General features: G+C 74.6%; 25 protein-coding genes. 11 read left to right on the top strand and 14 right to left on the bottom strand.

The features are described from left to right. Window positions 1-37: 37 nt before the first annotated feature. The 4 genes from HHL19_RS17635 to HHL19_RS17620 are packed head-to-tail and all read right to left on the bottom strand — an operon-like array spanning window position 38 to window position 4,021. Complete coding sequence (locus HHL19_RS17635) at window positions 38-1,126, bottom strand: ABC transporter ATP-binding protein (protein WP_169090649.1); 1,089 nt, start codon at window positions 1,124-1,126, stop codon at window positions 38-40. Beyond that, entirely contained in the window at window positions 1,123-1,974 is an 852-nt protein-coding gene (locus HHL19_RS17630; RefSeq protein WP_169090647.1) for an ABC transporter permease subunit, read from the bottom strand. The genes HHL19_RS17635 and HHL19_RS17630 overlap by 4 nt, the downstream gene beginning before the upstream one ends. Further along, window positions 1,962-2,861: an ABC transporter permease subunit gene (locus HHL19_RS17625; RefSeq protein ID WP_169090645.1), complete on the bottom strand. Its 900-nt coding sequence runs from the start codon at window positions 2,859-2,861 to the stop codon at window positions 1,962-1,964. Before HHL19_RS17625 ends, HHL19_RS17630 begins: the two co-directional genes overlap by 13 nt. Next, the gene (locus tag HHL19_RS17620) at window positions 2,858-4,021 is read right to left on the bottom strand and encodes an extracellular solute-binding protein (protein ID WP_169090643.1); all 1,164 of its coding nucleotides are present in this window, start codon (window positions 4,019-4,021) and stop codon (window positions 2,858-2,860) included. The genes HHL19_RS17625 and HHL19_RS17620 overlap by 4 nt, the downstream gene beginning before the upstream one ends. A 217-nt stretch (window positions 4,022-4,238) precedes the next feature. On the opposite strand from HHL19_RS17620, the gene HHL19_RS17615 reads away from it, so the two are divergent. Together HHL19_RS17615 and HHL19_RS17610 are read left to right on the top strand one after the other, a co-directional pair. Further along, entirely contained in the window at window positions 4,239-4,979 is a 741-nt protein-coding gene (locus HHL19_RS17615) for a GntR family transcriptional regulator (protein ID WP_169090641.1), read from the top strand. 21 nt (window positions 4,980-5,000) lie between these two features. After that, window positions 5,001-5,216, top strand: a complete 216-nt coding sequence (locus HHL19_RS17610) for a hypothetical protein (RefSeq protein ID WP_169090639.1) — start codon at window positions 5,001-5,003, stop codon at window positions 5,214-5,216. Between the two features lie 186 nt (window positions 5,217-5,402). Here HHL19_RS17610 and HHL19_RS17605 read toward each other — a convergent pair whose 3' ends face one another. From HHL19_RS17605 to HHL19_RS17590, 4 genes are all read right to left on the bottom strand, one after another. After that, on the bottom strand, window positions 5,403-6,644 hold the full coding sequence (locus HHL19_RS17605; protein ID WP_169090637.1) for an MFS transporter: 1,242 nt from the start codon (window positions 6,642-6,644) through the stop codon (window positions 5,403-5,405). Next, on the bottom strand, window positions 6,641-7,984 hold the full coding sequence (locus tag HHL19_RS17600; RefSeq protein WP_169090635.1) for a GH1 family beta-glucosidase: 1,344 nt from the start codon (window positions 7,982-7,984) through the stop codon (window positions 6,641-6,643). Before HHL19_RS17600 ends, HHL19_RS17605 begins: the two co-directional genes overlap by 4 nt. 87 nt (window positions 7,985-8,071) lie before the next feature. Next, window positions 8,072-9,172, bottom strand: a complete 1,101-nt coding sequence (locus HHL19_RS17595) for a hypothetical protein (protein WP_169090633.1) — start codon at window positions 9,170-9,172, stop codon at window positions 8,072-8,074. Between the two features lie 166 nt (window positions 9,173-9,338). Further along, window positions 9,339-9,905 carry a dihydrofolate reductase family protein gene (locus HHL19_RS17590; RefSeq protein ID WP_169090631.1) on the bottom strand — a complete coding sequence of 189 codons (567 nt, stop codon included), beginning with the start codon at window positions 9,903-9,905 and terminating at the stop codon, window positions 9,339-9,341. A 202-nt stretch (window positions 9,906-10,107) separates the two neighbouring features. On the opposite strand from HHL19_RS17590, the gene HHL19_RS17585 reads away from it, so the two are divergent. Then, window positions 10,108-10,374 (top strand): hypothetical protein, encoded by a 267-nt coding sequence (locus tag HHL19_RS17585; RefSeq protein WP_169090629.1) that lies wholly within the window; start codon window positions 10,108-10,110, stop codon window positions 10,372-10,374. After that, entirely contained in the window at window positions 10,371-10,649 is a 279-nt protein-coding gene (locus HHL19_RS17580) for a hypothetical protein (RefSeq protein WP_169090627.1), read from the top strand. Before HHL19_RS17585 ends, HHL19_RS17580 begins: the two co-directional genes overlap by 4 nt. 12 nt (window positions 10,650-10,661) lie before the next feature. Here HHL19_RS17580 and HHL19_RS17575 read toward each other — a convergent pair whose 3' ends face one another. After that, on the bottom strand, window positions 10,662-10,847 hold the full coding sequence (locus HHL19_RS17575) for a hypothetical protein (RefSeq protein WP_169090625.1): 186 nt from the start codon (window positions 10,845-10,847) through the stop codon (window positions 10,662-10,664). Between the two features lie 206 nt (window positions 10,848-11,053). Between HHL19_RS17575 and HHL19_RS17570 the strand changes: the two genes are divergently transcribed. The 3 genes from HHL19_RS17570 to HHL19_RS17560 are packed head-to-tail and all read left to right on the top strand — an operon-like array spanning window position 11,054 to window position 13,610. Then, on the top strand, window positions 11,054-11,794 hold the full coding sequence (locus HHL19_RS17570) for a VanZ family protein (RefSeq protein ID WP_206325272.1): 741 nt from the start codon (window positions 11,054-11,056) through the stop codon (window positions 11,792-11,794). A gap of 9 nt (window positions 11,795-11,803) precedes the next feature. Then, window positions 11,804-12,529, top strand: a complete 726-nt coding sequence (locus HHL19_RS17565) for a response regulator transcription factor (RefSeq protein WP_169090623.1) — start codon at window positions 11,804-11,806, stop codon at window positions 12,527-12,529. Continuing rightward, complete coding sequence (locus HHL19_RS17560; protein WP_346768434.1) at window positions 12,522-13,610, top strand: HAMP domain-containing sensor histidine kinase; 1,089 nt, start codon at window positions 12,522-12,524, stop codon at window positions 13,608-13,610. The genes HHL19_RS17565 and HHL19_RS17560 overlap by 8 nt, the downstream gene beginning before the upstream one ends. A gap of 44 nt (window positions 13,611-13,654) precedes the next feature. Here the strand turns inward: HHL19_RS17560 and HHL19_RS17555 are convergent, their stop codons facing one another. From HHL19_RS17555 to HHL19_RS17540, 4 genes are all read right to left on the bottom strand, one after another. After that, a complete protein-coding gene (locus tag HHL19_RS17555) occupies window positions 13,655-14,161 on the bottom strand; it encodes a DinB family protein (RefSeq protein ID WP_169090619.1) in 507 nt (168 codons plus the stop codon). 70 nt (window positions 14,162-14,231) lie between these two features. Then, the gene (locus HHL19_RS17550) at window positions 14,232-15,029 is read right to left on the bottom strand and encodes a hypothetical protein (protein ID WP_169090617.1); all 798 of its coding nucleotides are present in this window, start codon (window positions 15,027-15,029) and stop codon (window positions 14,232-14,234) included. Between the two features lie 31 nt (window positions 15,030-15,060). Beyond that, complete coding sequence (locus HHL19_RS17545) at window positions 15,061-15,615, bottom strand: GNAT family N-acetyltransferase (protein WP_169090615.1); 555 nt, start codon at window positions 15,613-15,615, stop codon at window positions 15,061-15,063. A 127-nt stretch (window positions 15,616-15,742) separates the two neighbouring features. Next, window positions 15,743-16,564 carry an isocitrate lyase/phosphoenolpyruvate mutase family protein gene (locus HHL19_RS17540; protein WP_169090613.1) on the bottom strand — a complete coding sequence of 274 codons (822 nt, stop codon included), beginning with the start codon at window positions 16,562-16,564 and terminating at the stop codon, window positions 15,743-15,745. Window positions 16,565-16,721: 157 nt separating this feature from the next. Between HHL19_RS17540 and HHL19_RS17535 the strand changes: the two genes are divergently transcribed. Both HHL19_RS17535 and HHL19_RS17530 read left to right on the top strand, forming a co-directional pair. Beyond that, window positions 16,722-19,715 (top strand): hypothetical protein, encoded by a 2,994-nt coding sequence (locus HHL19_RS17535; protein ID WP_169090611.1) that lies wholly within the window; start codon window positions 16,722-16,724, stop codon window positions 19,713-19,715. Beyond that, on the top strand, window positions 19,651-20,226 hold the full coding sequence (locus HHL19_RS17530; protein ID WP_169090610.1) for a hypothetical protein: 576 nt from the start codon (window positions 19,651-19,653) through the stop codon (window positions 20,224-20,226). Before HHL19_RS17535 ends, HHL19_RS17530 begins: the two co-directional genes overlap by 65 nt. 18 nt (window positions 20,227-20,244) lie before the next feature. Here the strand turns inward: HHL19_RS17530 and HHL19_RS17525 are convergent, their stop codons facing one another. Beyond that, window positions 20,245-21,525, bottom strand: coding sequence for a hypothetical protein (locus HHL19_RS17525; RefSeq protein WP_169090608.1), 1,281 nt, complete (start codon window positions 21,523-21,525; stop codon window positions 20,245-20,247). A 116-nt stretch (window positions 21,526-21,641) separates the two neighbouring features. On the opposite strand from HHL19_RS17525, the gene HHL19_RS17520 reads away from it, so the two are divergent. Both HHL19_RS17520 and HHL19_RS17515 read left to right on the top strand, forming a co-directional pair. Beyond that, window positions 21,642-23,075 carry a polysaccharide lyase 6 family protein gene (locus tag HHL19_RS17520; protein ID WP_169090606.1) on the top strand — a complete coding sequence of 478 codons (1,434 nt, stop codon included), beginning with the start codon at window positions 21,642-21,644 and terminating at the stop codon, window positions 23,073-23,075. A 64-nt stretch (window positions 23,076-23,139) separates the two neighbouring features. Continuing rightward, window positions 23,140-24,063, top strand: a complete 924-nt coding sequence (locus HHL19_RS17515) for a hypothetical protein (protein WP_206325273.1) — start codon at window positions 23,140-23,142, stop codon at window positions 24,061-24,063. Window positions 24,064-24,070 lie beyond the last annotated feature (7 nt).

The raw sequence follows: 24,070 nt of genomic DNA, 5'->3' as shown, positions 1-24,070 counted from the left end.
GTTGCGGGTGGTACGGGTGTCGGGCGGGCCGCGGTGTTCAGGCGGTGGCGCGGGCCGCGACGAGGACCGGGCGTTCGCGCGGGGTCACCGTCACGGCGTCGCCGGCCGTGAGCGCGGCGGCCTCGTGCGTGGGCAGGTCGGCCTTGACCTCGGTGGCGTCGGCGAGCCGTACGGTGAGCCGGGTGGTGGCGCCGAGGAAGGCCGTCGCGACGATCCGCGCCGAGCACGCGCCGTCCGTGGTGACCCGCAGGTCCTCCGGGCGGACGAGCACGTCGACCGCGCGGGCCGCGGGGGCGTCGCCGTCGATCGGCAGCCGGCGGCCGAGCACCTCGACGGTGCTGCCGTCGAGGTGACCGGGGATGCGGCTCATGGTGCCGACGAACTCGGCGACGAAGGCGGTCGCCGGGCGGCCGTACAGTTCGGCGGGCGGGGCGCACTGTTCGAGGCGGCCGGCGCGCATCACGGCGACCCGGTCGGCCATGGACAGGGCCTCTTCCTGATCGTGCGTCACGAAGAGGGTGGTGATGCCGAGTTCGCGCTGGATGCGGCGGATCTCGTCGCGCAGGGTGAGGCGGACCTTGGCGTCGAGCGCCGACAGCGGCTCGTCGAGGAGGAGCACGCGGGGGCGCAGGGCGAGGGCCCGGGCGAGGGCGACGCGCTGCTGCTGGCCGCCGGACAGCTGGTGGGGGTAGCTGCCGCCCTTGTCGCCGAGGCCGACGAGTTCGAGGAGTTCGCGCGCCTGCCGACGGCGCTCCGCCTTGCCGGTCCTGCGCATGCGCGGGCCGAAGGCGACGTTGTCGACGCAGTCGAGGTGGGGGAAGAGGCTGTACGACTGGAAGACCATGCCCGCGTCGCGGCGGTGGGCCGGTACGTGGGTGATGTCGCGGCCGTCGACGAGCACCGCGCCGGAGTCGGGGGTCTCGAAGCCGGCGAGCATGCGCAGGGCGGTCGTCTTGCCGCAGCCGGAGGGGCCGAGGAGCGCGAGGAGTTCGCCGGGGGCGACGGTCAGGTCGAGTCCGTCGAGGGCGGTGGTGGTCCCGAACCGCCGTCGCAGGGCGCGGAATTCGACGGTCGCCGCCTCGGCGGCGGAGGCCTGGTTCGTGGCGTCGGTGAGGGTGACGGTCATGGTGTTCCCTTGGCGGTGCGGGTCCGGGTGCGGCGGGCGCCGGGGGTGCGGCCGCCCGCCCCGGCGAGGGCCAGGAGCAGCACCCAGGTGACGAGGAGGCTGAGGACGGAGACGGCCACGGACATCTGGGCCTGGGAGCCGGAGATGTTGACGATCCAGACGGCGAAGGGCCGGAAGCCGAGCAGTTGGGCGACGGTGTACTCGCCGAGGACGAGGGCCAGGGTGAGGAAGGCCGCGTTCATGAGCGCGCCGCGTAGGTTCGGCAGCACGGCGGTGACCAGGGCGCGGGCGGGTCCGGCGCCGCAGCTGCGGGCGGCCTCGACGAGGGTGCGGACGTCGACGGCCCGCAGGCCCGCGTCGAGGGCGCGGTAGGTGAAGGGCAGCGCCATCACGACGTACGCGAGGACGAGGACGAGGGGGAAGTCCGGGTTCTGCAGGGCCACGAAGGTCTGGAAGAGCGGGGTGCGGGAGAGGTGCTCGGGGCCCCACTTGAGGACGGTGCCGATGCCGGCGACGAAGGCGATGGGCGGGACGACCAGGGGCAGGGAGCAGACCGCCTCGACGAGGGGGCGCAGCCGGGGCGCGCCGAGCCGCAGGGCCACCATGGCGGGGACGACGAGCAGGAGGACGACGGCGATGGTGACGGCGGCGAGGCCGAGGGAGAGGAGGAGGCTGGTGAGGAAGCCCTCGGTGCCGATGATCTTCGTGTAGGCGTCGAAGGTGAGGCCGTGTTCCGGCACGTCGACGGTGAAGACCACGGAGGCGGCGAGGGGCGCCAGGAAGTAGAGCCCGGCGAGGCCGAGGACGAGGGGGCGCCAGGCGGCGGCGGTGCGGTTCAGGTGAGCCATCGCGAGCTCCGGCGTTGCAGGGGCAGGTAGACGGCCATGACGAGTCCGGCGACGACGACCATGTCGAGGCTGAGGGCGAGGGCGACGTTCTCCTGGCCGACGAGGACGTTGCCGGAGAGGGCGTCGGAGATCTGGAGGGTGACGAGCGGGACGGCGCTGCCGACCATCGCGGCGGCGGTGGCGTACGCGGCGAAGGCGCTGCCGAAGAGCAGGACGAACCCGCCGAGCAGGCTCGGGGTGAGGACCGGCAGGGCGACGTGGCGCCAGTACTGGAGGGTGGTGGCACCGTTGTTGCGGGCGGCCTCGCGCCACTGGCTGCGCAGGCCGTCGAGGGCCGGGGTGATGGTGAGAACCATGAGGGGGATCAGGAAGTACAGGTAGACGAGGACCAGGCCCCAGAAGCTGTACAGGCTCCAGCCCTTCTCGGTGAGGCCCCACTGCCGGGTGAGGACGCCGGAGTTGCCGAGGGTGGCGACGAAGGCGAAGGCGAGGGGGACGCCGCCGAAGTTGGCGAGGACGCCGGAGGCGGTGAGCACGGCCTCGCGCAGGGCGCGGGAGCGGGAGGTGACGACGGCCTGCGCGAGCGGCAGTCCGAGGACGGCGGCGAGGACGGCGGCGGTCGCGGAGAGCTTGACGCTGCCGAGGAGGGCGGTGAGGTAGGCGCCCTGGAGGGAGGCGGTCAGGTTCCCGGTGCCGTACGCGCCGGCGCCGGTGGCCGGGTCGTCGACGGTGAGGGCGCCGCCGAGCATGGCGACGGCGGGGACGCCGAAGGCGATCGCGGTGACGGCGAGCAGGGGGACGGCGGCGAGCCAGGCGGGGGCGCGGCGGCCGCGCCGCCGGGCAGGGGTCTGCCCGGCGGCGACGGCAGCGGTGGCGGCGGCCGTCATCCGGCGACGGCCTTGCCCCAGCCCTCGGCGAGGACGGTCTTGGCCTTGGCCTGCTGGGCTTCGGCCGGGAAGGCCGGGACGCCGGAGACGGCGGGCAGCTTGACGGCGGCGGCCTGGTCGAGGGTGCCGGCCTTGTCCATGGCGGGCATCAGGACCGGGCGGGCGAAGCCCTTGAGCCAGAGGTTCTGGGCCTCGGCGCTGTAGAGGTACTCCTGCCAGAGGCGGGCGGCCGCCGGGTGCGGGGCGTCCTTGTTGATGGCCTGCGAGTAGTACTGGGAGTAGCGGCCGTCGGTGGGGACGGCGACCTTCCAGTCGAGGCCCTTGGAGGTGAACTCCTGGGCGTAGCCGGCGTTCAGGTAGTCCCAGTCGATGCTGATGGGCGTCTCGCCCTTCTCGACGGTGGCGGGGGTGGACTCGACGGGCGTGAAGTTGCCGTTCTTCTTCAGCTCGGCGAAGAAGTCGATGCCGGGCTGGATGTCGTCGAAGGAGCCGCCCTGGGCGAGGGAGGCGGCGAAGACGCCGGCGAACGCGGAGCCGGACTTGGTGGGGTTGCCGTTGAGGGCGACCTGGCCCTTGTACTCGGGCTTGAGGAGGTCCTTGAAGGTGGTGGGGCAGTTCTTGACGCGCTTGGCGTCGCAGCCGATGGAGACGTAGCCGCCGTAGTCGTTGTACCAGCGGCCCTCCGGGTCCTTCTGGCCCTCGGGGATGTCGCTCCAGGCGGTCACCTTGTACGGGGCGAGGAGGCCCTGCTTGGCGGCGCTGAGGGCGAAGGAGCTGCCCAGGTCGAGGACGTCGGGGGCGCGGTCCTGGCCCTTGCGGGAGGTGACGGCGTTGATCTCGTCCTGGCTGGAGGCGTCCGGGTTCTCCACCTCGACCTTGATGCCGTACTTCTGCTGGAAGCCGTCGATGAGGGCGCCGTAGTTGGCCCAGTCGCGGGGCAGCGCGATGGCGTGGAGCGTGCCTTCCTTCTTGGCCGCGGCGACGAGGGCGTCCATGCCGCCGAAGTCGGCGGCGGAGGTGGCGGAGGCGGCGTTCTTGCCGTCGGCGGTGGTGCCGGCGGGCTCGGGGGCGGCGCCGCAGGCGGTGAGCGCGAGGGCGGCGACGAGGGCGAGGGAACCGCCGAGGACGGCGTTTCTCGGAAGGTGCGCGGGGACGGGCACGGCTTCTCCAAGGAGGGTCGAGGGTGCAACTTGTCTGAACAAGTCGGCCTCAGTACGCCCGGCTCCGGTGACGCGAAGATGAACGAGGAGGGAATGGATTCCCGCGATTCCCTGCACATTGGCGTCGCTTTCCGGCCACTGACACGTTCAACTAGGCTGGTGCTCCTGCGCACACGGGCCGTGCTGCGCACACGACACACGGAGCAGGGGAGCAGCGATGAGCGCGCGCCACGAGCAGATCGCCGCGGAGCTGCGGCGGGCGATCCAGCGCGAGGAGTACCCGGTCGGCGCGCACCTCCCCGCCGAGACCGAGCTCGCCGCCCGGTACGGCGTCTCGCGCGGCACCGTCCGCCAGGCCGTCGCCGCGCTGACCGCCGAGGGGCTGATCGGCTCCCGCCAGGGCGCCCGGCGGGTGGTACTGGCCGGCGGCCGCAGCCAGAGCTTCGCCGAGCTGCGCAGCTTCGCCCAGTGGGCGCGGTCGATGGGCCGCGAGGCCACCGGCCGGGTCGTCGCGCAAGAGTACCGCCCGGCCACCCCGCAGGACGCCGCCCGGCTCCAACTCTCCGAAGGCGTAGCGCTGTTGAACGTGCTGCGCGTGCGCGGTCTCGACGGCGAGCCGGTCCTGGTCGAGCGCACCGTCTACGCCGACTGGATCTCGCCCGCGGTCGAACTCCTCGCCCCCGACTGCGCGTCGGTCACCCAGCGCCTCTACGACGAGACGGGCCTGGTCTTCGCCCACGGCGAGCACGTCATCGACGCGGTCTCGGCCGGCGCTCGGGACGCCGAGCTCCTCGCCGTCCGCCGCACCAGCCCGCTGCTGCGCGTCCGCCGCGTGACGACCACCCACGACGGCCGGCCGGTGGAGTGGTCCGACGACCGCTACCGCCCGGACGCGGTCAGCTTCTCCGTCCACAACGCGATCGGCCGCAACCCGCTCGTGCGGACGACCGCCGGGTGACGGACCCCCGACCACTCAGCGGTGGCGCAGCAGGGCGTTGAGGCGGGCGGCCTGGCGGGTGAGGTGGTCGCCTCGACCCGCCGGATCACGCTCAAGGACCAGCCGGGCCAGCAGACCTTCGACCTGCGGGGTTGCGGGGTGACCCGGATCCGGGTGATGCCCGAGACGGCGTACGGTGCCGGGCGCGGGCGCCATCTGGCGGTGGCCGAGATCGAGTTCTTCGGCCACCGGGGCTGACGGGCCCGGGCGGTCTGACGCCCACGGCGGGACGGCGGTGGGGGTCGGTCAGGGGCGGACGTCCGAGCCCCCGCCCGAGAAGCGGCGGAACCACGTGTCGACCGGTCGTCCGCCTGGAGACCTTCCCGGACGACACCACCGCCGGCGCCGTGACGAAGGCCTGGCCTCCGGCGGACCGCCGTCGGCTCAGTCCACCGACCTGATCCGCCGTACCAGCACCGCGCCGAGCAGTCCGACGGCCGCCGCCACCGCGTACAGGGTGCGGTAGCCGCCGAGGTGGTTGACGAGGGGGGCGGCGAGGGCGGGGGCGGCGACCTGGGGAAGGGAGTTGGCGATGTTGACGACGCCGAGGTCCTTGCCGCGGTCGGCGGCCTTCGGGAGGACGTCCGTCATCAGGGCGAAGTCGACCGAGGTGAAGATCCCGAAGCCGACGCCCAGGAGGGCCGCGGCGACGAGGGCGCCGGGCCAGGTCTGCCAGCCTGCGAGCAGGCCGGTCGCCGCGGCCATCAGGACTCCGGACCACAGGACGAAGGGCTTGCGCCGGCCCACGCGGTCCGACCGGACGCCGCCGACGACGACGGTGGCGAGCAGGGTCACGCCGTTGACCGCCGTCAGGACGAGGACGCCGGTCTCCGGGTCCGGGTGGTGGAGCAGGTCGCGCAGGTAGTAGTAGAGGTAGAGGAGGACGAGGGCGTTGCCCAGGTTGACCAGGAAGCGGGTCAGCCAGGCCCACGCCAGGTCGGGGTGGGCGCGGGGACTCAGCCGGAAGCCCGCCAGGAAGCCCCGCCAGGACCAGGCGGGCCGGTCGGCCTCGGCGAGCCGCAGGTCCGGGTGGCGCAGCACGTACGGGGCGACGCCGAGGAGGGTGAACACCGCGCAGGCCGCGTACCCCGCACCCACTCCCCCGGCCGCCGCCGCGAGGCCGGTGCCGGCGACGACGCCGAGGAGCTGCGCGGCGCCGAGCCAGCCGCCCACCGTGCCCCGCTGGGCGCGCGGCACCCGGTCGGGGACGGCGGCGGTGACGGCGGCGAAGGCCGCGTTCAGCGTCAGCTGCACCAGGCACCAGCCGAGGAACAGCGTCCAGACCGCGTCCGCCGCGCCCAGGAACAGCAGGGCGGGCGCGCCGGCCGCCGTGCCCGCCACGATCCACGGCGTACGCCGCCCGTACCGCGACGCGGTCCGGTCCGACAGGGCGCCGAAGAGCGGGTTGGCGACCAGGGACACCACCGCTCCGACGCCGGTCACCCAGGCGAGCAGCGACTCCTTGGAGAGTCCGGTGCCGGGGGCGAACCGTTCGGCCTGCTGGGCGAGGAGGATCTGCAGCGGCCCGTACCAGCCGACCCAGATCGCGCCGTTGGCCAGCGACAGCGCGGCCGTCCAGCCGCGTCCGACCCGCTCGGCGGGCTCCTCCAGGGCGAGCGCCGTCATCCCCGGCGCGCTCTCAACGCGTCCCGGAGCCAGGCGTACGAGGCCTTCGGCGTGCGGGTCCCGGTGGCGTAGTCGACGTGGACGAGGCCGAACCGCTTCGTATAGCCCTCGGCCCACTCGAAGTTGTCCAGGAGCGACCAGTGGAAGTAGCCGCGGACGTCGACGCCCGCCTCGACGGCCCGGTGCAGGGCCCGCAGGTGTCCGTCGAGGTAGGCGATGCGGGCCTGGTCGTCGAGGCCCTCATAGGCGCAGCCGTTCTCGGTGATCATCAGCGGCGGCAGGCGGTCGCCGTACCGTGCGCGGAAGGCGAGGAGGAGTTCGGTGAAGGCGTCGGGGACCACCGGCCAGCCGAAGTCCGTGACCGGGTACCCCTCGATCCGCCGCACGGAGAAGGGCAGTCCGGCGGGGAGGGTGAGTCCGGAGAACTCGACGTCCTCCTCGGCGGGCGCGCCGGCCTTCGTCGGCTGGTAGAAGTTGATCCCGTACCAGTCGAGCGTGGACTCGGAGATCGTCTTCAGGTCGGCGTCCACGTCTCCGCCCGGCATGAGTTCGCCGAAGCCGTCGGGGTAGCGGCCGAGGAGCAGCGGGTCGGCGAAGAGCCGGTTGAGGATGAGGTCGTACAGGTCGGCGGCCTCGGTGTCGGCGCGGCTGTCGGAGGCGGGCCAGGTCGGTCCGTGCGAGTTGGCGATCCCGATGTCGGTGGCACCGGCGGCCCGCAGCGCGCCGGCGGCGAGGCCGTGGCCGAGGAGCTGGTGGTGGGCCACGGGCAGCGCGTCGAACAGCAGCTTCCTGCCGGGCGCGTGGGCGCCGAGCGCATGGCCGAGGAGGGTGTGCTCGGCGGGCTCGTTGAGGGTGATCCACGTGTGGACTCGGTCGCCGAGCCGTTCGGCGACGGTCGCCGTGTAGGCGGCGAAGCGGTGGGCGGTGTCCCGTTCCAGCCAGCCGCCGGCCTCTTCGACCTCCAGCGGCAGGTCCCAGTGGAAGAGGGTGGGCACCGGCCGCACGCCCTGCGCGCACAGTTCGTCGACGAGCCGGTCGTAGAAGTCGAGTCCGCCGGGGGCGAGGACGCGCGGCCAGGAGACCGAGAAGCGGTACGCGTCCACGCCCAGGTCGCGGACGAGGCCGACGTCCTCGCGGTAGCGGGCCACGTGGTCGCAGGCGACGTCCGCGGTGGAGCCGTCCCTGATCCGCCCGGGTTCGGCGCTGAAGGCGTCCCACACCGAGGGGCGACGTCCGGCGACGTCGCCCTCGATCTGGTGGGCGGAGGTGGAGACACCCCAGAGGAAGCCGGGCGGGAACGTCGGGAGCGGGTCCGTGGTAGCTGCCATGGCCGCGATCATCGGTACCGGTCAGTAGGAAGTCAACACCCTGGTCACAGAGGTGAATTGTCTCCGGAATTCCTCACGTTGCACGGCCCGGACGACCGGTCACGAGCGGGTGGCGGTGTCGCATCCGTCGCCCGCCGTGCCCGTCCCGCCGTTCGGGTCGAGCGGCTCGGTGCGGTCGTACGGGTCGACCTGCCGGGACGGGTCGGTGGACCCCGCGTCGGCGGCGGCCGTACCGAACGGCGGTACGAAGTAGCCGGTGGGAGCGTCACAGCCGCCGTTGGTCATGTCGAGCGCGTAGGAGAGGAGGGTCATCGTGCCGGGTTCGGTGCGGACCTGGGCGGGGTCGTCCCAGCTCATGACGATCTGGCGGCGCGCGATCGTGCGGATGACCTCGCCGTCGTCCCCGGCGCCGGCGGCCGGGGTGACCGGGTAGACGAAGGTGACGTCCGCCGTCACCTCCACCGCGCCCCGCTTCCCCTCGCGGTACGTGAGCCGGCCCCGCGTCTTGACGACGTCGCCGACCAGTCGGGCCTGCTCCGGCCGGAAGCGGCTGAAGAGGAGGAGCGGATCGGTGTCGGGCGTCGGCACCTCGGCGGACAGGGCGGTACGGAGGTACTCCTCGACGTCCTTCTGATGCGGGTTCAGCAGCGCGATCGCCTTCGTGGGCCGCGCGCCGCGCAGGACGCGGGGGTCGAGCCCGGCGGCCACCAGGAAGTCCCGGCTCCGTCCGAGGGCCTGCGCGACCTGGGCGGCGTCCATCCAGCCGGTCGCCTTCGCGTCCGGCACCGTGATCCCGGCCGCGCCGTCGGCCCACCGGGCGGCGGGCGAACCCCGGAAGGGCTCGGCCAGGGTCGCCCGCAGGGCACGCCCGGCCTCCGGCGCCTCCTGCGGGCGCCCGGTCTCGGCGGCGAGGGGCGCCGCGTCCTGCCCGCCGTCGCCGCCGAACCAGCCGACGATCCGCTGCGGGAAGAACGCGACGGCCAGCAGCGCGACCGCCGCGACGAACCCCGTCACGTACCAGCCCGTCCTGCGCCGGGGCCGCGCCGCCGCGGGCGTGTACGTCCGCCACGGTTCGGGCTGTCCGGCCTCGTCCCGCAGCCGCCGCTCCGTCTCACGGGCGCGCGCCGAGGGCTCGACGGGCGCGCTGCCCGCTCCCGCCTCCGCGTCCCGCAGGAACCGCTCCCACTCCTCGTCCGACACGGACGACCCGTCCTGCCCCCCGGCCCCGCTCACACGCACTCCGTTCCCGTTCGCCCCATGGTCGATGGCTCGGATCGCATGATCGCACAGACGTCCGACAAGCGGACGGGCCGCCGCCACGAGCCGTCGGGTCCTCCCGGCCGGCGACGGCAGGCATGACGGGGGGTCAGCGCGCCACGCGGTAGCGGAGGTAGACGACCTGCGAGGAGCGGAAGGTGCGGGACTCGACGAGTTCGAGGTTCACCCGGCGTTCGTCCCGGGCGAAGAAGGGGGTGCCGCCACCGAGCAGCACCGGCGAGATCCTGATCAGGTACTCGTCGATCAGGTCCGCCGCGGCGGCCTCGGCGGCGAGGGTCGCGCCGCCGAGGGCGATCTCGCCCTCGCCCGGCTCCGCCCGCAGCCGTTCGATCTCCTCCGCCAGGCTGCCGGCCGCGAGCCGGGCCTGCCCCCGCACTTCGGTCAGCGTCCGGGAGAAGACCACCTTGGGCAGCGGGTTCCACAGCTCGACCCACTCGCGCGTCGGCGGGTCGAGCGTCGGGTCCTGCTCCATGCCCTCCCAGTACAGCATCGTCTCGTACAGCCGTCGGCCGAGCAGGTGGACGCCGACCCTCCGGGTCTCCTCGATGGCGAAGCGGAAGACCTCCTCGTCCGGGTCCCCCCAGTCGATGCCGCCGCCCGGGTCCGTGATGTAGCCGTCGAGCGAGACGCCCATCGAGTAAGTAACGCTGCGCATCAGAAGTCCACCTCAGTCACGGGTTCGACGGCCGTTCCACGACGGGACACGCCGGTACGCGCATTCTCGCAGTCCGCGCCCCGCCCACCACGCTCCCGACGCGCCCGCGCGCGCTCCCCCGACCGGTGGCCGCTGCTCTACCGTGGGACCGGAAGTCGACGCTCCGTCAGACGGCGGCGTCCGAACGGAAGGAGGGTCCGCGATGGGCACCCTGCCCCGCACCGCCAACGCGATCGCGGCGGCGCTCGCCCCGGGACGGAAGGGGCCGTTCCTGGAGGAGCTGCTGGCCGCGGAGGCCGGGGAGGCGCAGCTGGCCGTGATGGAGCGGTGGCACCTGCGGGCCGTCGCCGACACGCGGCGCAGCGACGCGGACCGCGCGCAGGCGGGGGCTCTGCGGGTCGGCGAAGGGGGCGGGGTGCGGGTCCGGCCCCTGGACGACGTCCTCGCCTCGCTGAGCGGGGCCTGGTGAACCACGGTCTGAGCGAGCAGGCGGCCGCCGTCCTCGCCGCCATGTCCGCCGAGGCCCCCGAGACGTTCACCGCGACCGTACGGACCCTGACCGCCGTCACCGCCGCGCACGAGGGCGGCACCGTGCCGCCCGGGGCCAGCCCCATCGACCAGTGGGGCGATGTCTTCGACCTCGACGTCCCCGGCCGTCCCGTGCTCGTCGAGTGGTTCGCCGGGGACCCCGAGTCGGTGACGTTCACCCGCATCACCTGGCTGGAGGCCACCCCTCAGGAGTGACCCGCTCCCTCGTCAGCCGCCGCGCTTCGCCGTCGCCTTCCGCTTCGCCTTGCGCTCGGCCTCCTTGCGCCGCTCGATCGTGTAGGGGGACCAGTCGCCGCGGTGCCGGTCGCAGCGGGAGGCCCCGATCATGGCCAGCCGCCGGCACCTGGTGTTCTTCTCCGTCAGCGCTCCGCACCTGGACTGCGTCGTCGCCACGTCTTCCCCTCCCTGGAGGTGACCTTCGGACGGCGTCAGCCTCCCAGGACCGGCGGGCCCCGGGGAGGCGCACGCCGAAGCACGGCTCGCTCCCGCCCGGCGCGGCGGGGCGCACGTCCGGCCGGTCCCGGGGGCCCTCTCCGTATCGTGCGCGTATCGAAAACCGCATACGCCGCCGCAACCGCCCTCCCCGTTCAATCGACGTCATGTACAGCGACAAGCGCCGGATCGTCCGCCTCTGCCTCGCCGCCCTCGCCGTCCTCCTGGTGGCGGGCGGCCTGTTCGCCGTGCGGGGTCCGCTCCTGATGAGCGCGCCGATGTGCCTGTCCGGGCAGTGGGGACGGTGCTTGGGGACGTTCAACGGTGTCGTGCTGATGACGCTGGTCACGCTGCCGGCGGCGGTGCTCGTGGCGTGGGGGCTCGCGTGGCGCCGGCGCGCGGCGGGGGTCGCATCGGCGTGGCGGCTTTCGCTGGCCGAGGTCGGCATGGTGCACGGGACGCTGCCGTTCCTGTGGCTGACGCTGATGCCGGGCGGCGGGGCCGGAGTCGTACCGCCCCGGGTGAGCCTGGTGCCGTTGCGGGACCTGGTCGTGATGGGGCCGCTCGGCATCGTCGGCAACCTGCTGGTCTTCGCCTCGCTCGGGTTCTTCGCCCCGGTCCGGTTCGCGGCCGCGGCGACCCTGCCGCGGGTCCTGGCGCTGGGCGCGGGCTGCTCGGCGCTGGTGGAGACCGCCCAGTACGTGCTGCGCCTCGACCGGGTGTCGTCCGTGGACGACGTCCTGCTCAACGCCGCCGGAGCCGTACTGGCCGGGCTGGCCTCCCGCCGCTGGTGGCGCACGCGCACCGGGACGGGGGCGGGAAACGGAACGGGGGCCGGCGCTGGGGCGGGGACGGGGGCGCCCGGGGGCACGGCCTCGGTCGCGGCCGGGACCGGCCGGGTTGCTTAGGCTTCGGGCATGCGCGTACTGATCGTGGAGGACGAGCCGTATCTCGCCGAGGCCGTCCGGGACGGCTTGCGTCTCGAGGCGATCGCCGCCGACGTCGCGGGCGACGGGGACACCGCCCTGGAGCTGCTCCGGCTCCACTCCTACGACCTCGCGGTACTCGACCGCGACATCCCCGGCCCGTCCGGCGACGAGGTCGCGCGGCGCATCGTGGCCTCCGGCAGCGGCATCCCGATCCTGATGCTGACGGCCGCGGACCGGATCGACGACAAGGAGTCCGGGTTCGCCCTCGGGGCCGACGACTACCTCACCAAGCCGTTCGAGCTGCGGGAGCTCGTGATGCGGCTGCGCGCGCTCGACCGCAGGCGCGGGCACGCCCGACCACCGGTCCGTGAGCTCGGCGGGCTGCGGGTGGATCCGTTCCGCCGGGAGGTCTTCCGCGACGGGCGGTACGTGGCGCTCACCCGCAAGCAGTTCGCGGTCCTGGAGGTCCTCGTCGCCGCCGAGGGCGGGGTCGTCAGCGCCGAGGAGCTGCTGGCGCGTGCCTGGGACGAGAACGCCGACCCGTTCACCAACGCCGTACGCATCACGGTCTCGGCGCTGCGCAAACGGCTCGGCGAGCCGTGGGTGATCGCCACGGTGCCGGGCGTCGGCTACCGCATCGACGCCACGCCCTCCACGCCCTCCACGCCCGATGAGACCGGTGGGGCCGGTGGGGCCGGTGACTCGCGTGGCTAGGCGGCCGGGGCTCAGCGTCCGGCTGCGGCTGACGCTCAGCTACGCCGGGTTCCTCGCCGTCGCCGGTGCGCTGCTGCTCGCCGTGGTGTGGGCGTTCCTGCTGCGCTACGTACCCGACAAGGACCAGGGTCTGCTCGGGATCTCCCCCAACCGCTACCTCCTGGTGCGGACCTTCTTCCCCGCGGCGGCCGTGGCGCTGGGGTTCCTGCTGGTGTTCGGGCTCGTCGGGGGCTGGTTCCTGGCCGGCCGGATGCTCGCGCCGCTCGACCGGATCACGGCCGCGACGCGGGCGGCGGGCGGCGGTTCGCTGGCGCACCGGATCCGGATGGAGGGGCGTCAGGACGAGTTCCGGGAGCTCGCCGACGCCTTCGACACGATGCTCGAACGCCTTGAGTCGCACGTCGCCGAGCAGCGGCGGTTCGCCGCGAACGCCTCGCACGAGCTGCGGACGCCGCTCGCCGTCTCGCAGGCGCTCCTCGACGTCGCCCGCGAGGACCCGACGCGGGACCGGGACGAGCTCATCGAGCGCCTCCGGGTCGTCAACCGGCGGGCGATCGAGCTCACGGAGGCGCTACTGCTGCTGAGCCGCAGCGACCGCGGGGGCTTCGCCCGCGAGCCCGTCGACCTCTCCCTCGTCGCGGAGGAGGCCGCCGAAACGCTGCTTCCGCTCGCCGAACAGCGCGGGATCACGCTGGACGTCACGGGCGGCGCGACGCGGACCGGCGGTTCGCCGGAGCTGCTGCTGCGGATGATGACGAACCTCGTCCAGAACGCCATCGTCCACAACCTGCCCACGGGCGGCACGGTGACCGTCCGCACGGAGGCGCGGGACGGCGCCGGGCTCGTCCGGGTGGAGAACACGGGGCCGGTGCTCCCGGCGGAGCTCGTACCGACCCTGACCGAGCCCTTCCGGCGCGGCACGGACCGCGTCCGGACCGACGGACACGCCGGTGTCGGGCTCGGCCTCGCGCTCGTGCAGAGCGTCGTCCGCGCGCACGGCGGCGTCCTGGACCTCGTCGCCCGCCCGGCGGGCGGCCTCGTGGTCACGGTCCGGCTCCCGGACCGGCCCCCGGCGGACTAGCCGGTGGACTCCGGAAGCCGGTGGACTTCAGGAGCCGGTGGGCTTCAGGAGCCGGTGGTGCCGTCGAGCATCTCCCGCAGGATGTCCAGGTGGCCGTTGTGCCGGGCCGTCTCCTCGGTGAGGTGGAGGAGGATCCAGCGCAGGTCCACGTGGAGACCCTTGCGGATGGGCCGCGCGGCCTTGGTGTCCAGGCCGTGCGCGGCGGCCAGTTCGCGGTAGCGGGCGCTCTGCGCGGCGTACTCGTCGAGCAGCTGCGGGAGCGGGAAGTCGACCGCGATGCGCATCTCGCGGTCGGGGTCCTCCTCGGTCCAGGGGCCCTCGTCCTCCTCGCCGAGGAGGACCACCTGGAACCAGTAGTACTCGACCCAGCGCAGGTGGTTGATCACCCCGCTCATGGTCATGAGCGGCGAGTGGGGCAGGAGCGCCTTCCGGGCGTTCTCCTCGGAGACTCCCTCGCACTTGGCGACGGCGGTGTTCCGCGCGTAGTCGAGGAACGTGGTGAGCTGGGTGCGCTCGTCCCACGCGGGCGGTGTGTCATCGATTCTGGTCATCGCGCGCAGTCTTTCCTGCCGGCACGGCCATGTCGACGTGTTTTCTCGCCGGGCCCGGACCCGGGCCGTCTCAGTACGCGCCGATGGACCAGAAGACGCCCACCTCGTCGGCGCTCACTGCGATCAGGCCCAGGTCTTCGAGGAGGTCCAGGCCGCCGACGTACGCGCCGGTGACGAAGGGGTGGGATCGGGTGCCCGCGAGGCCCGCCGCGACGAAGTCGGAGCCGGCCTGGGCTGTGGTCGCGTTGGTCCAGTACCGGGCGTCGGGACCGTACCGGTCGAGCAGGGTGCGGGCGTCCGCCAGGAGGGCGTCGCGGTCGGGGCGGGTGCGGACCGGGGCGGGCTCCGCCTGCCACTCCTCGGCCATGACGGCGAGCGCGCCGGCCGCCTCGTCCGCGTCCACGGGGCGGAGGCGGGCGGGGAAGTCGGACGCGGCGGGAGGGTCGAAGGGGTAGGCGGGCAGGGTGTCGCGGACGTCGCCGGTACGGTCGCCGTCCAGCCGGATCCAGCCGCGGGGGTCGCGTACCGACCGGTGCATGACGGCACGTACGTCGTGCGCCCAGTCGTCGTGGCGCCGCGGGCCGGTCGCGACGAAGGTGTACGTGTCGTCGAGCAGCCGCAGCGCGGCGGCGTTCCACGCGGAGCGCCGGCTCCGGAACTCCCGCAGCAGCGTGCCCGCCTGGAGCGCGGAGTCGCGGGTCGGGCCGGCCGGCAGCTCCCGGAGCCGTTCGCGCACCCATCCGACGAGCGTCCCCTCCTCCGGACGGTGCTCCGGCAGCTCCGGGGCCTGCGCGGCGGCACCGTCCCAGCGCGCCTCCAGGTACGCGTCCAGCGCGTCGAGCACCGACTCGTCGGGAGGGAGGGCCATCTCAGGAGACTTCCGGGAGCTTCAGGAGGCTTCAGGAGGCCTCGGGAGTCCGGGACAGGCCCCAGGTCTGGAGGGCGAAGGGGCGGCCCTTCTCCTCGCCCTCGATCAGGGGGACGTCGAGGAGGGTGAAGCCCGTCTTGGTCGCCACGGCGACGCTGGCGGCGTTCTCGGCCTCCAGCTCCAGGACCACCCGCTCCAGGCCGAGCTGTTCGAAGGCGTACGCGGCCATGATCCGCACCGCGCGCGCCGCGAGGCCCCGGCCGCGGTGGGCGGGGCCGACGGCGTAACCGAGCTCCGCGCCGTCGGGGAGGCGGCGCAGCATCACCTCGCCGAGCGGCGCGCCGCCGTCGACGGTGATGGCGAGGAGGATGGTCCTGCCCTCCGACCGCAGCTTCCGGGCCATCTCCACGCGCGCGGCGGCGGCCTGCCCCTCGAAGGGCGAGACGATCGGCGTCCAGTACGCGACGTCGGGGTCCTCGAACAGGTCCGGCATCGCGGACACGTCGGCCTCCGTCCAGTCGCGCAGGACGAGCCCTTCTCCCGACAGCTCGATCCGAGCGGGGAACGGGGAGACGGCGCTGCTCATACAGGGGTTCCTTCCTGGCCACGGGGACAAGGCAGCATAACGGGCCGATCGTCCGGTCATCCGATCATTCGGTCCCCCGTAGGGCTCCTGTGCCGGCGCCCGCAGGGCTCCGGTGCCGGCGACGCGGTCAACCGGACGTGTCGAACAGGCCGTTGACCTCCGTGTAGTCCAGGGCCTGCCGCAGCGAGGCCGCGTACCCGCCGTCGCCGTACAGTTCACGCGCCGCCTGCCGTACCGCCGCGTAGGCGGACTGGGCGAGGCCCGAACCGAGACTGACGCGGGCCACGCCCAGGGCTCCCAGCTCGGGCACCGAGAGGGCGCCGGGGCCCGCCAGGACGTTGAGGGGGACCGTCAGGGCGTCGGCGAGGGACCTGATGAGGTCGGGGTCGGTGACGCCGGGGACGAAGACGCCGTCCGCTCCGGCGTCGACGTACGCCCGGGCCCGCGCCAGAGTGTCCCGCAGCCGGGTCGCGGGGTCGCCCAGTCCCAGCAGGTACGTGTCGACCCGGGCGTTGACGAAGACGTCGGCGCCCGCCCGGTCGGCGGCGGCGCGTACGGCCTCCAGGCGGGCGGCGAGGGCACCCGGCGGACGGGTGCCGTCCTCGATGTTGACGCCCACGACGCCGGCTTCCAGGACGCGGGTGACGGTGTCCGCGACCTCCTCGGGGCTCCGGCCGTGGCCACCCTCGATGTCGGCGCTCACCGGCACGGTGACCGCCGCCGCGATCCGGGCGATCGCGTCGAGTGCGAGGTCCCGGGGGACGCGGTCGCCGTCGGGGGCTCCCAGCGACCAGGCGACGCCGGCGCTGGTCGTGGCGATCGCGGGAGCGCCCGCGGCCTCGACGATCCGGGCGCCGGCCGCGTCCCATGCGTTGGCGAGCGCGAGCGGGCGGGCGGAGGTGTGGAGGGAGCGGAAGAGCGCGGATCCGTGCGGTGCGTTGCTGGTCATGGGCTCAGCCAAGCAGGAACGGCCTCCGCCGTCCGGCAGGAATCCGACATGGACGTGCGCCGGGGGGCCGCCTGCCCCATCCCCCTCCCCCTCTCCCTCCCCCCGTGGTGCGATATTCGTTGGGCCCGGGTCGACTCCCTCGGGCACAATGCCCGCGATGATCTCCACCGCCGGCGAGCTGCTCGCCGCTCTCGCGCCCCTGCCCCACGCCGCCCGGCTCCGGTTCACCGCCGTCACCGCCCACCGGCTCGCCGCCCGGGGCGACTTGCGCCCGCTGCTCGTCGAACTGGACGCGCTCGGTGCGTACGAGCGGCGCCTGGGTGCGCTGGCGGCGCTCGCCGCGGGGGACGCCGCGTACCTGCTGGCCCGGCTCGGCGACCTCGATCCCGTCGTCCGCCGGTACGCGCTCCGCTGCGCCCACCGCCTGCCCATCGCGGAAGCCGAAGACGCAGCCGAAGACGCAGCCGAAACCGAAGGCGAAGGCGAAGGCGGAGCCCGGACCGGAGCCGACGCCTCGTTCGACCGCGCCGTCGAGGCCGCCTACACCGACGCCCCCGCCGTCGTCCGCGCCGATCTCGCCCGGCTGCTGCGCGACGGGCGGCGGGCCGCGCTCGCCGAGCGGCTCGCGCGGCGGGTGCGCGTCGAGTACGGCGACCGGGACGCGGCGCTGCTCCTCGCGGGCTGCTCCACGGAGTTCGCCGCGCGGCTGCTGCCCGAGGTCGCGGACGCCCTGGCGTACGAGGACTGGGGCACCCTGGCCCGACGGCATCCGCTCGCGGTGCTCGACCACGCCGAGCGTGAACTCGCCTCGCTCACCCGCTGGTTGCGCAACTCGTGGTGGAAGCGGTACGCGACCGGGCTCGCCACGGCGCTCGCCGCCGCGCCGGAGCGCGTCCTGGACCTGCTGGAGACCTACGGCCCGGACGACCTGCCCGGGCCGGTCCACGACCGGCTGGCGGAGCTCGTCGCGGTGGACGCCGAGCGCGTCGCGCGGTGGTTCGCCGATCCGGACCGGGCGGCGGGGCGCTGGGAGCGGACGCCGGGGCCGGCGGTCATGCGCCGGCTCGTGGCCGCGGAGCCGCCGTCGCTGCCCGCCCTCGGGGCGCTGTGGTTCCACCGGAACGCCTTCCGCACCCTGCTGCGGGCGCTGCCGCCGGCGCGCCGGGGCGCGTTCCTGGACTCCGTCGTGGCCGTGGCGCCTCCGCGCCGAAACCTCCGGGCCCACTCGGGCGTGCTCGGCCTGCTGCCGGCGGCGGAACAGCGCGCCCGGGCGCGTGCCGCCGTCGACGCGATCGAGGCCGGGGACGGATCGGCGGGTGACGTCCAGGACCTGCTCGCCCTGTTCCCGCCGGCCGAGGCCCGCCCCCGACTGCTGGCCGCCCTCGCCACCGGCGACGCGGACGACCGCTCTACGGCCTGGTCCCGGCTGATCCTCAACGCCACCCTGAACCGTGACCCGGAGCAGGTCGCCGAGGTCCTCGCCCAGGCCGCCGGCCGTCTCACCAACGAGCGCGACCCCGTCCGCCGGGACGTCCTCCGCTCCCTCACCCTGGTCCCGGCGCCGCTCCTGCTCACCGCGGTCGAGGGCGACTCCGGCGGTTCCGAGTCCCTGGAGCGGCTGTGCCTGGACGCCTTGAGGGCCCGGGACCGCTCCCCCGCGACCCGCGACACGATCCGTACGCTGGCCGTGACACTGCTCTCCGGCACGGCTTCCGCACCAGCGCTCGCGGCGCGCCTCCTGGAGGCTCTGACCGCGTACACCGGATCGGTCGAACTCGGCGCACTCGAAGGGTCGTTGCGGGCCGACGGGGTACGTTCCGTGGTCGGCGCGCTGGGCCCGTGGCTGGACCGGAGCGCCGCCCGCGGCGAGGTCGCGCCGCTGCTCGCCCTGGTCGCGTCCTGCGGGCGCCTCGCGTACGGCGTCCCCGAGCTCCAGGACCGCCTGGAGAAGGCGCTGGCCGTCTGTTCCGACGGGAGCTTCGGTGACGTCGCCGCCGCCTGGCTCGCCGATCCGGCGACCCGTGGCGTCCGCGTCGTCGCGCTCCTGGACCGGGAGCCCTCGGCGGTCTTCCTGCCCCCGGTCCTCGCCGTCCTGGCCGCCGAGCGCACCGACCTCCTGGACCCCGCCCTGGCGGAGTCCTCGCTCCCCGGCGGCCGGTTCCCGGCGGCGGGGACCGTACGGGCGCTGCCGCCGTTCCGGCACGCCGACCGGTGGCTGCCCCGGCAGCAGGAGGCCGCCGTCCGGCTGGCGGCCACCGCCGTCGCGGACCCCGACCGGGGCATCGACGAGCGGGCCGCACTCCTCCGCGCGGTGGCACCGGTTCCCGCACACGGCCGGGCCCTGCTCCAGCAGTACGCCCCTCCGCCGCCGGACGGCGGCCCCGCCACCGACTCCCCCGTCGAGCCGGCGCTCGCGGCGGCCGCGCTCGACGCCGCCGCGCACACCGACGATCCGGTGTCGGCCCTCACCCCCCTGCTCGACCTCGCGGGTGACGACCGGGCCGTCGCGGCCTGGTCGGCCGCCGACCGCGCCGCTCTCCACGCCCGGCCGTCCCAGGTCGCGGCCCTGCTCCACTCCGTCCTGACCCGTGAGACGGGGGTGAAGGTCACCGTCCGGAAGGCCGCCGCGCGGCTCGCCGTCCGCCACCTCCCCCCCGGCGGCCGCCACCGCGCTGCTGTCCCGGGTGGGCCGGACGCCCGGCGTCCACCCCGATGTGCGCGCCACCGTCGTGGGCCTCGCCATGGCGCTGCTGCCCGCCGAGGAGATGTGGGCGCTGCTGGAGGCGGCGGTGGCCGAGGGACCGGAACCGGCACGGCTCGCCGTCCTGGGCGTGCAGCCGGCGGAGCTGGCGCGGGCGCACCGGCGGCGGTTCGGCGCGCTGGCCGCGCGCCTTGCGTTCGCCGCCGACGAGGAGACGGCGTACCGCGCCCTGTCCGGCCTCGCCGACTGGGCCCGGTACGCGCCGGAGGCGGCCGACGCGCTCGTGACGGTCTACACGGACAGCACCAGGACGGGCAGGCTCTGGTCGGTGAGCAGCGGCCTCAACGAGCTGTCCCGCTCCGGGCTCCCGCATCCGCTCGGCGGTGTGGCGCCGGGCAGCGTGCTGTGCGAGGCGGTGGACCGGCTGCTGGCGCGCGTCGCGGCCGGTGAGCCGGAGGGCGGCGGGCGGGACGGCGACCTGCCGGCGTTCCGCAGGCTGCGTTCCCTCCTGTCGTCGCCGCAGCAGGAACCCGGGGACTGCGCGGCCCTGGCCCGGCGCCTCGCGGACGAGCCGCTGGCCACGACCACGCGCGTCGAACTCCTCGTCCGCGCGGTGGACATGACCGCGACAGAGGTCGAACTCACGGCCGCGCTAGATGAGTTGGTGGACGCCGTCGCGGACCGCCCGGTTCTCGCGGCCGTGGCCGCCGAGGACCTCGACGGGGCCCATCGGTACCGCGCGCCCCTCGCCGACCCGGCCGCCGTCCTCGCCGTCGTACGGACCCTCGGCGACAGCGGCGACCTCGTGCGGGGTCTTCTCGCCGCCGCGCTCGCGACGGCTCTCGGGTCCCGGCAGGGCTGGCCGGAGCAGTGCCGGGCGGCCGTGCTCGCGCTGCGCCGCCATCCGGAGCCGGACGTCCGGGAGTCGGCGTACGAGGCGGACCTGAGCGACGCCGACTGAGCCCGAGGCGCGTCGGGGTCAGAGGGGCAGGCGTCCCGGGAAGGCGCCGTGTCCGACGCCGGGGGCGGTGACGGCCAGCCAGCCGTGGCCGCGCACCCGCGTCTCCGGTCCGATCTCGTTGGGGTCGACGGAGAGGTGGGCGCAGGCGGAACGGGCACCCAGGGTGCCCGCGTGGGGCGGGGCGTCGTCGTACTCCGGGTCGTAGTCGGGCGCGTCGACGGCGAGGGTCTCCCAGGGCAGCGGGGCGCCCTCCCCTTCGGGGTCGCCCTCGGCGACGAACCGGCGGATCACCGTGCCGTTCTCGGCGACCATCCACACGTCGGAGCCGCCGGCGTCGTCGAGGAAGAAGAACTGGGCCTGTCCGCAGTGCGTGCTGAGCCGCTCCACCGTGTCGGTGATGTCGTCCCAGTCGTCGCCGACGAGAAGGTCGTAGTCGCCGAAGATCAGCCGCCAGCCGTCGAGTTCGGGGGTGACGAAGACCCGGCCCACGGAGCGGGCGCGGTCCCCGTCCGCCTTCCCTGGCACCCGGATCTGCCGTCCCTCGGAGGCGGCGTTGCCCGCGGCGCAGGTGACGGGTCGGCGGTCGTGCAGGTCGAGGGCGTCGAAGAGCCCCTCGTACGAGGCGGCCGGCACGGCCATCCACCAGCCGCTGAGCACGTTCGACGGGAGGGCCGGGGTCTCGTGCGGGATCTTCACCCGGATCAGCCGCTCGACCGTGGCGCGGTCGCGGTCGTCGAGCGCGTCCGCCCCGCCGCCCACGACGAGGGCGGCCATGGCGCCTCGCCGGACGCGCGGCGGCACGCCCGGGTCGCGGCGCAGGGCGCGCAGCCGGGGCCGGAAGGCGTCGTGCAGGGCGCGGGCGTAGTCGTCGGCCTTGTACGGGACGGCGCGGCCGTGCGCGTAGCAGGCCACCAGGGCCCGCAGCCCGGCCTCGGAGTCGGTGCGCAGCCGCAGGAGACCGGAGAATCCTTCGCCGGCCACGCCGTACTTCGGGGAGGCCGCCAGCTCGGCGTACCGGTCGGCGCACCGCTCGTCGAAGGCCGTGAGCAGCCGGTTCGCCAGCCAGCCGGACACCTCCTCCCGGCGCCAGGCGGCGACCAGCCCGTCGAAGGCGGCCGGCCCGATCAGCCCGAGCGCCCGCTGGTAGGGCTTGAGCCGTGCCGACCCCGAGCCGCCGGCGGCCCCCGCCAGCAGGCCCGGCACGAGCTCCTCGCCCCGCGCGACGATCTCCTCGGCGGCGGCCTCGGCCCGGGCGGGATCGTCGCCGTACAGGTCTTCGAGCAGGGATTCGATCTTCATGCGTCAGCACACTAGCCGCCGCCTCGGACAGCGGCGTCCGGCGCGTTAGTGAGGCGTCAGTGGGACGGCAGGGGCCGGGGGGAGGGTGGAGGGGACCACTTCAGGAGGCTTGCATCATGCGACGACGTACGTTTCTCAAGGGGAGTCTGATGGGTTCGGCGGCCGCTCTGGCCGTGCCCGTCGTCGGGGCCGCGCAGGGGGCGGCCGCGGCGGCGGGGACCGTCAGCGTCGGCAGCATCGCCGCGCTGCAGAGCGCGATCGACGCCGCCGTGCCCGGCGACCGGATCGTGCTCGCGAACGGCTCGTACACCGTGCCCTCGTCCGGCGTCCGGATCGCGGGCAAGGAGGGGACGTCGGCCGCGCCGATCACGATCGTGTCGGCCAGTCGCGGGGGTGCCGTGCTCAACGGGCCCGTCGGGTTCGTGCTCTCGGCGTCCGCCAACATCACGATCAGCGGGTTCGCGTTCCGGCAGACGAGCACGTTCGCCATCCCCGCCGACTGTTCCCGGATCCGGCTGACGCGCAACGACTTCAAGCTCGCCGACCGCGACGGGCTCGACTGGGTGACGGTCCGGGGCGACGACGCCAAGATCGACCGCAACCACTTCCACCACCGCGGCACCCAGGGCATCTTCCTCGTGGTCGACGGGCCGGGCACGACCGCCATGGCCCAGCGCACCCACATCTTCCGCAACCACTTCGCCGACCACTCCTACACCGGCGCCAACGGCGGCGAGGCGATCCGCCTCGGCGTCAGCCACCGCGCGCTGTCCACGGCCGACGCCGTGGTCGAGTACAACCTCTTCGAGCGCTGCGACGGCGACCCGGAGGCGATCTCGGTCAAGTCCTCGGGGAACACCATCCGTTACAACACCCTCCGCGACAGCAAGGGCGGCATCGTGCTGCGGCACGGCAACGCCACCACCGTGTCGGGCAACCACGTCCTCGGCGGCGCGAACGGTGTCCGCCTGTACGGCAACGACCACCTCGTCGTGAACAACCACATCTCCGGCACGACCTCGCGCGGCATCGTCATCGGCAGCGGCACCACCCGCGACCACCACGACGGCGAGACGACCGAGGAGCGGCGCGGGAACGACGCCTGCGACCGGGCCGTCATCGCGCACAACACGCTCGTCGGCAACTCCGCGACGATCTCCGGCGAGAGCCGGACGTACGGGCCCCGGGACGTCGTCGTCGCCGACAACGTCCTCGTCGCCTCCTCCGGCAGCCTGGTCGCCCTCGGCAGCGCCACCGGCTTCACCTGGCAGGGCAACATCCTGTGGGGTTCGGCCGCGAACGGCACCATCCCGTCCGCCGGCTTCCGCCGCGTCGACCCCCTCCTCCGCAAGGACGCCGACGGGGTCCACCGGCTCACCGCCGGCAGCCCGGCCGTCGACGCCGCCACCCTCACCTCCCTGGCCCTCGCCGAGGACGCCGACGGGCACGCGCGCGGCACCGCCCGCGACGTCGGCGCCGACGAGTACTCCACCCTCGCCCCGGTCCGCCGCCCCCTGACGACCACCGACGTCGGCCCGAACGCGAGCTGAGCCCGCCCGCCGGACGCCCGCCCCTCCGGGGGGCGGGCGTCCGGCGACCGTCTAGGGTCGCGGTATGCGTGTGCGAAGCGACGACCTCACCCGGGACGACGGCCTGTGGGCCGGGCTGACCCTGGACGTACGGGACGACCGGCCCCGGCCGGGACTGTGCGTGTTCAGCGGCGCGGGGCAGCGGCTGCTGATCGCCCAGGAGTCGCGGCCCGTGCTGCTCGCCTTCGTCGACGAGGACCTGATGGGCGTCGACTTCCGGCGCACCGACGCGTACCGCTCCGTCGTCCCGCCGCTGCGCGCCGACACGGCACGCGCACTCTCCGGCGCCCCGGAGCGGTGGGCCCACCGCTTCGCCCGCCACCTCGCCGAGGCCCCGGACGGCCCGCTGCACGAGGGGCGCTGGCTGCTGACCTCCGGGACCCGGCTCCTGCGGTGGCGGCCCTCGGGGTGCACGCACGGGGAGTACTGGGGCTCGATGCTCGTCGAGGGCCATCCGGACGGCCACATCGACTGGTACGTGCACTCCGGGTCGTGGGAGGTACTGCCGCTGCGCCCCCTGCCGGACGCCGACGACGGCCGGGTGAAGGCCTACCGCAAGCAGGCCAGGGAGGGAACGCTGCCGCCCGTGCTGCTGTGGTGGGTGAGCGGTCTCGACTGCCATCTGGTCCTGGACGGTCACGCGCGGCTCGCCGCCGCGATCGCCGAGGACATCGAGCCCCCGCTCCTCGTACTGCACCGCACCCTGCCCCACGACCGCCTCGCGGCCGGCACCGCCTCGGCCGTCTCCCTCTACGAGCACGAACTCGCCCGCTTCGAGCGGCTGCGCGCCGTCCACGGCTCCACCGTCCCCGACGGCACCGCCATCGCCGGTCCCCAACTCGCCCGCCTGCTAACCGACTTGAGGTTCAACGAGCAGCCGACCTGGGCCTGGCCGCTCGCCGCCGCCCCCGACGCGCTCAGGGACGCGCCGGAGTGGCCCGGTCGCTGATCCGGCA

This window comes from Streptomyces sp. R302, from assembly GCF_012927245.1.
GTDB lineage: Bacteria > Actinomycetota > Actinomycetes > Streptomycetales > Streptomycetaceae > Streptomyces.
The sequence above is the reverse complement of the archived record's forward strand: the minus strand, read 5'-3'. Positions and strand labels throughout refer to the sequence as shown.

Excerpts from the sequence above, each read along its gene's own strand:
- HHL19_RS17545 (WP_169090615.1), bottom strand. The coding sequence starts at position 15,615 with ATGAGCAGCGCCGTCTCCCCGTTCCCCGCTCGGATCGAGCTGTCGGGA.
- HHL19_RS17600 (WP_169090635.1), bottom strand. The coding sequence starts at position 7,984 with ATGATCGCGGCCATGGCAGCTACCACGGACCCGCTCCCGACGTTCCCG.
- HHL19_RS17535 (WP_169090611.1), top strand. The coding sequence starts at position 16,722 with ATGATCTCCACCGCCGGCGAGCTGCTCGCCGCTCTCGCGCCCCTGCCC.
- HHL19_RS17605 (WP_169090637.1), bottom strand. The coding sequence starts at position 6,644 with ATGACGGCGCTCGCCCTGGAGGAGCCCGCCGAGCGGGTCGGACGCGGC.
- HHL19_RS17520 (WP_169090606.1), top strand. The coding sequence starts at position 21,642 with ATGCGACGACGTACGTTTCTCAAGGGGAGTCTGATGGGTTCGGCGGCC.
- HHL19_RS17615 (WP_169090641.1), top strand. The coding sequence starts at position 4,239 with ATGAGCGCGCGCCACGAGCAGATCGCCGCGGAGCTGCGGCGGGCGATC.
- HHL19_RS17585 (WP_169090629.1), top strand. The coding sequence starts at position 10,108 with ATGGGCACCCTGCCCCGCACCGCCAACGCGATCGCGGCGGCGCTCGCC.
- HHL19_RS17555 (WP_169090619.1), bottom strand. The coding sequence starts at position 14,161 with ATGACCAGAATCGATGACACACCGCCCGCGTGGGACGAGCGCACCCAG.
- HHL19_RS17515 (WP_206325273.1), top strand. The coding sequence starts at position 23,140 with ATGCGTGTGCGAAGCGACGACCTCACCCGGGACGACGGCCTGTGGGCC.
- HHL19_RS17630 (WP_169090647.1), bottom strand. The coding sequence starts at position 1,974 with ATGGCTCACCTGAACCGCACCGCCGCCGCCTGGCGCCCCCTCGTCCTC.
- HHL19_RS17625 (WP_169090645.1), bottom strand. The coding sequence starts at position 2,861 with ATGACGGCCGCCGCCACCGCTGCCGTCGCCGCCGGGCAGACCCCTGCC.
- HHL19_RS17570 (WP_206325272.1), top strand. The coding sequence starts at position 11,054 with ATGTACAGCGACAAGCGCCGGATCGTCCGCCTCTGCCTCGCCGCCCTC.
- HHL19_RS17550 (WP_169090617.1), bottom strand. The coding sequence starts at position 15,029 with ATGGCCCTCCCTCCCGACGAGTCGGTGCTCGACGCGCTGGACGCGTAC.
- HHL19_RS17635 (WP_169090649.1), bottom strand. The coding sequence starts at position 1,126 with ATGACCGTCACCCTCACCGACGCCACGAACCAGGCCTCCGCCGCCGAG.
- HHL19_RS17565 (WP_169090623.1), top strand. The coding sequence starts at position 11,804 with ATGCGCGTACTGATCGTGGAGGACGAGCCGTATCTCGCCGAGGCCGTC.
- HHL19_RS17525 (WP_169090608.1), bottom strand. The coding sequence starts at position 21,525 with ATGAAGATCGAATCCCTGCTCGAAGACCTGTACGGCGACGATCCCGCC.
- HHL19_RS17540 (WP_169090613.1), bottom strand. The coding sequence starts at position 16,564 with ATGACCAGCAACGCACCGCACGGATCCGCGCTCTTCCGCTCCCTCCAC.
- HHL19_RS17590 (WP_169090631.1), bottom strand. The coding sequence starts at position 9,905 with ATGCGCAGCGTTACTTACTCGATGGGCGTCTCGCTCGACGGCTACATC.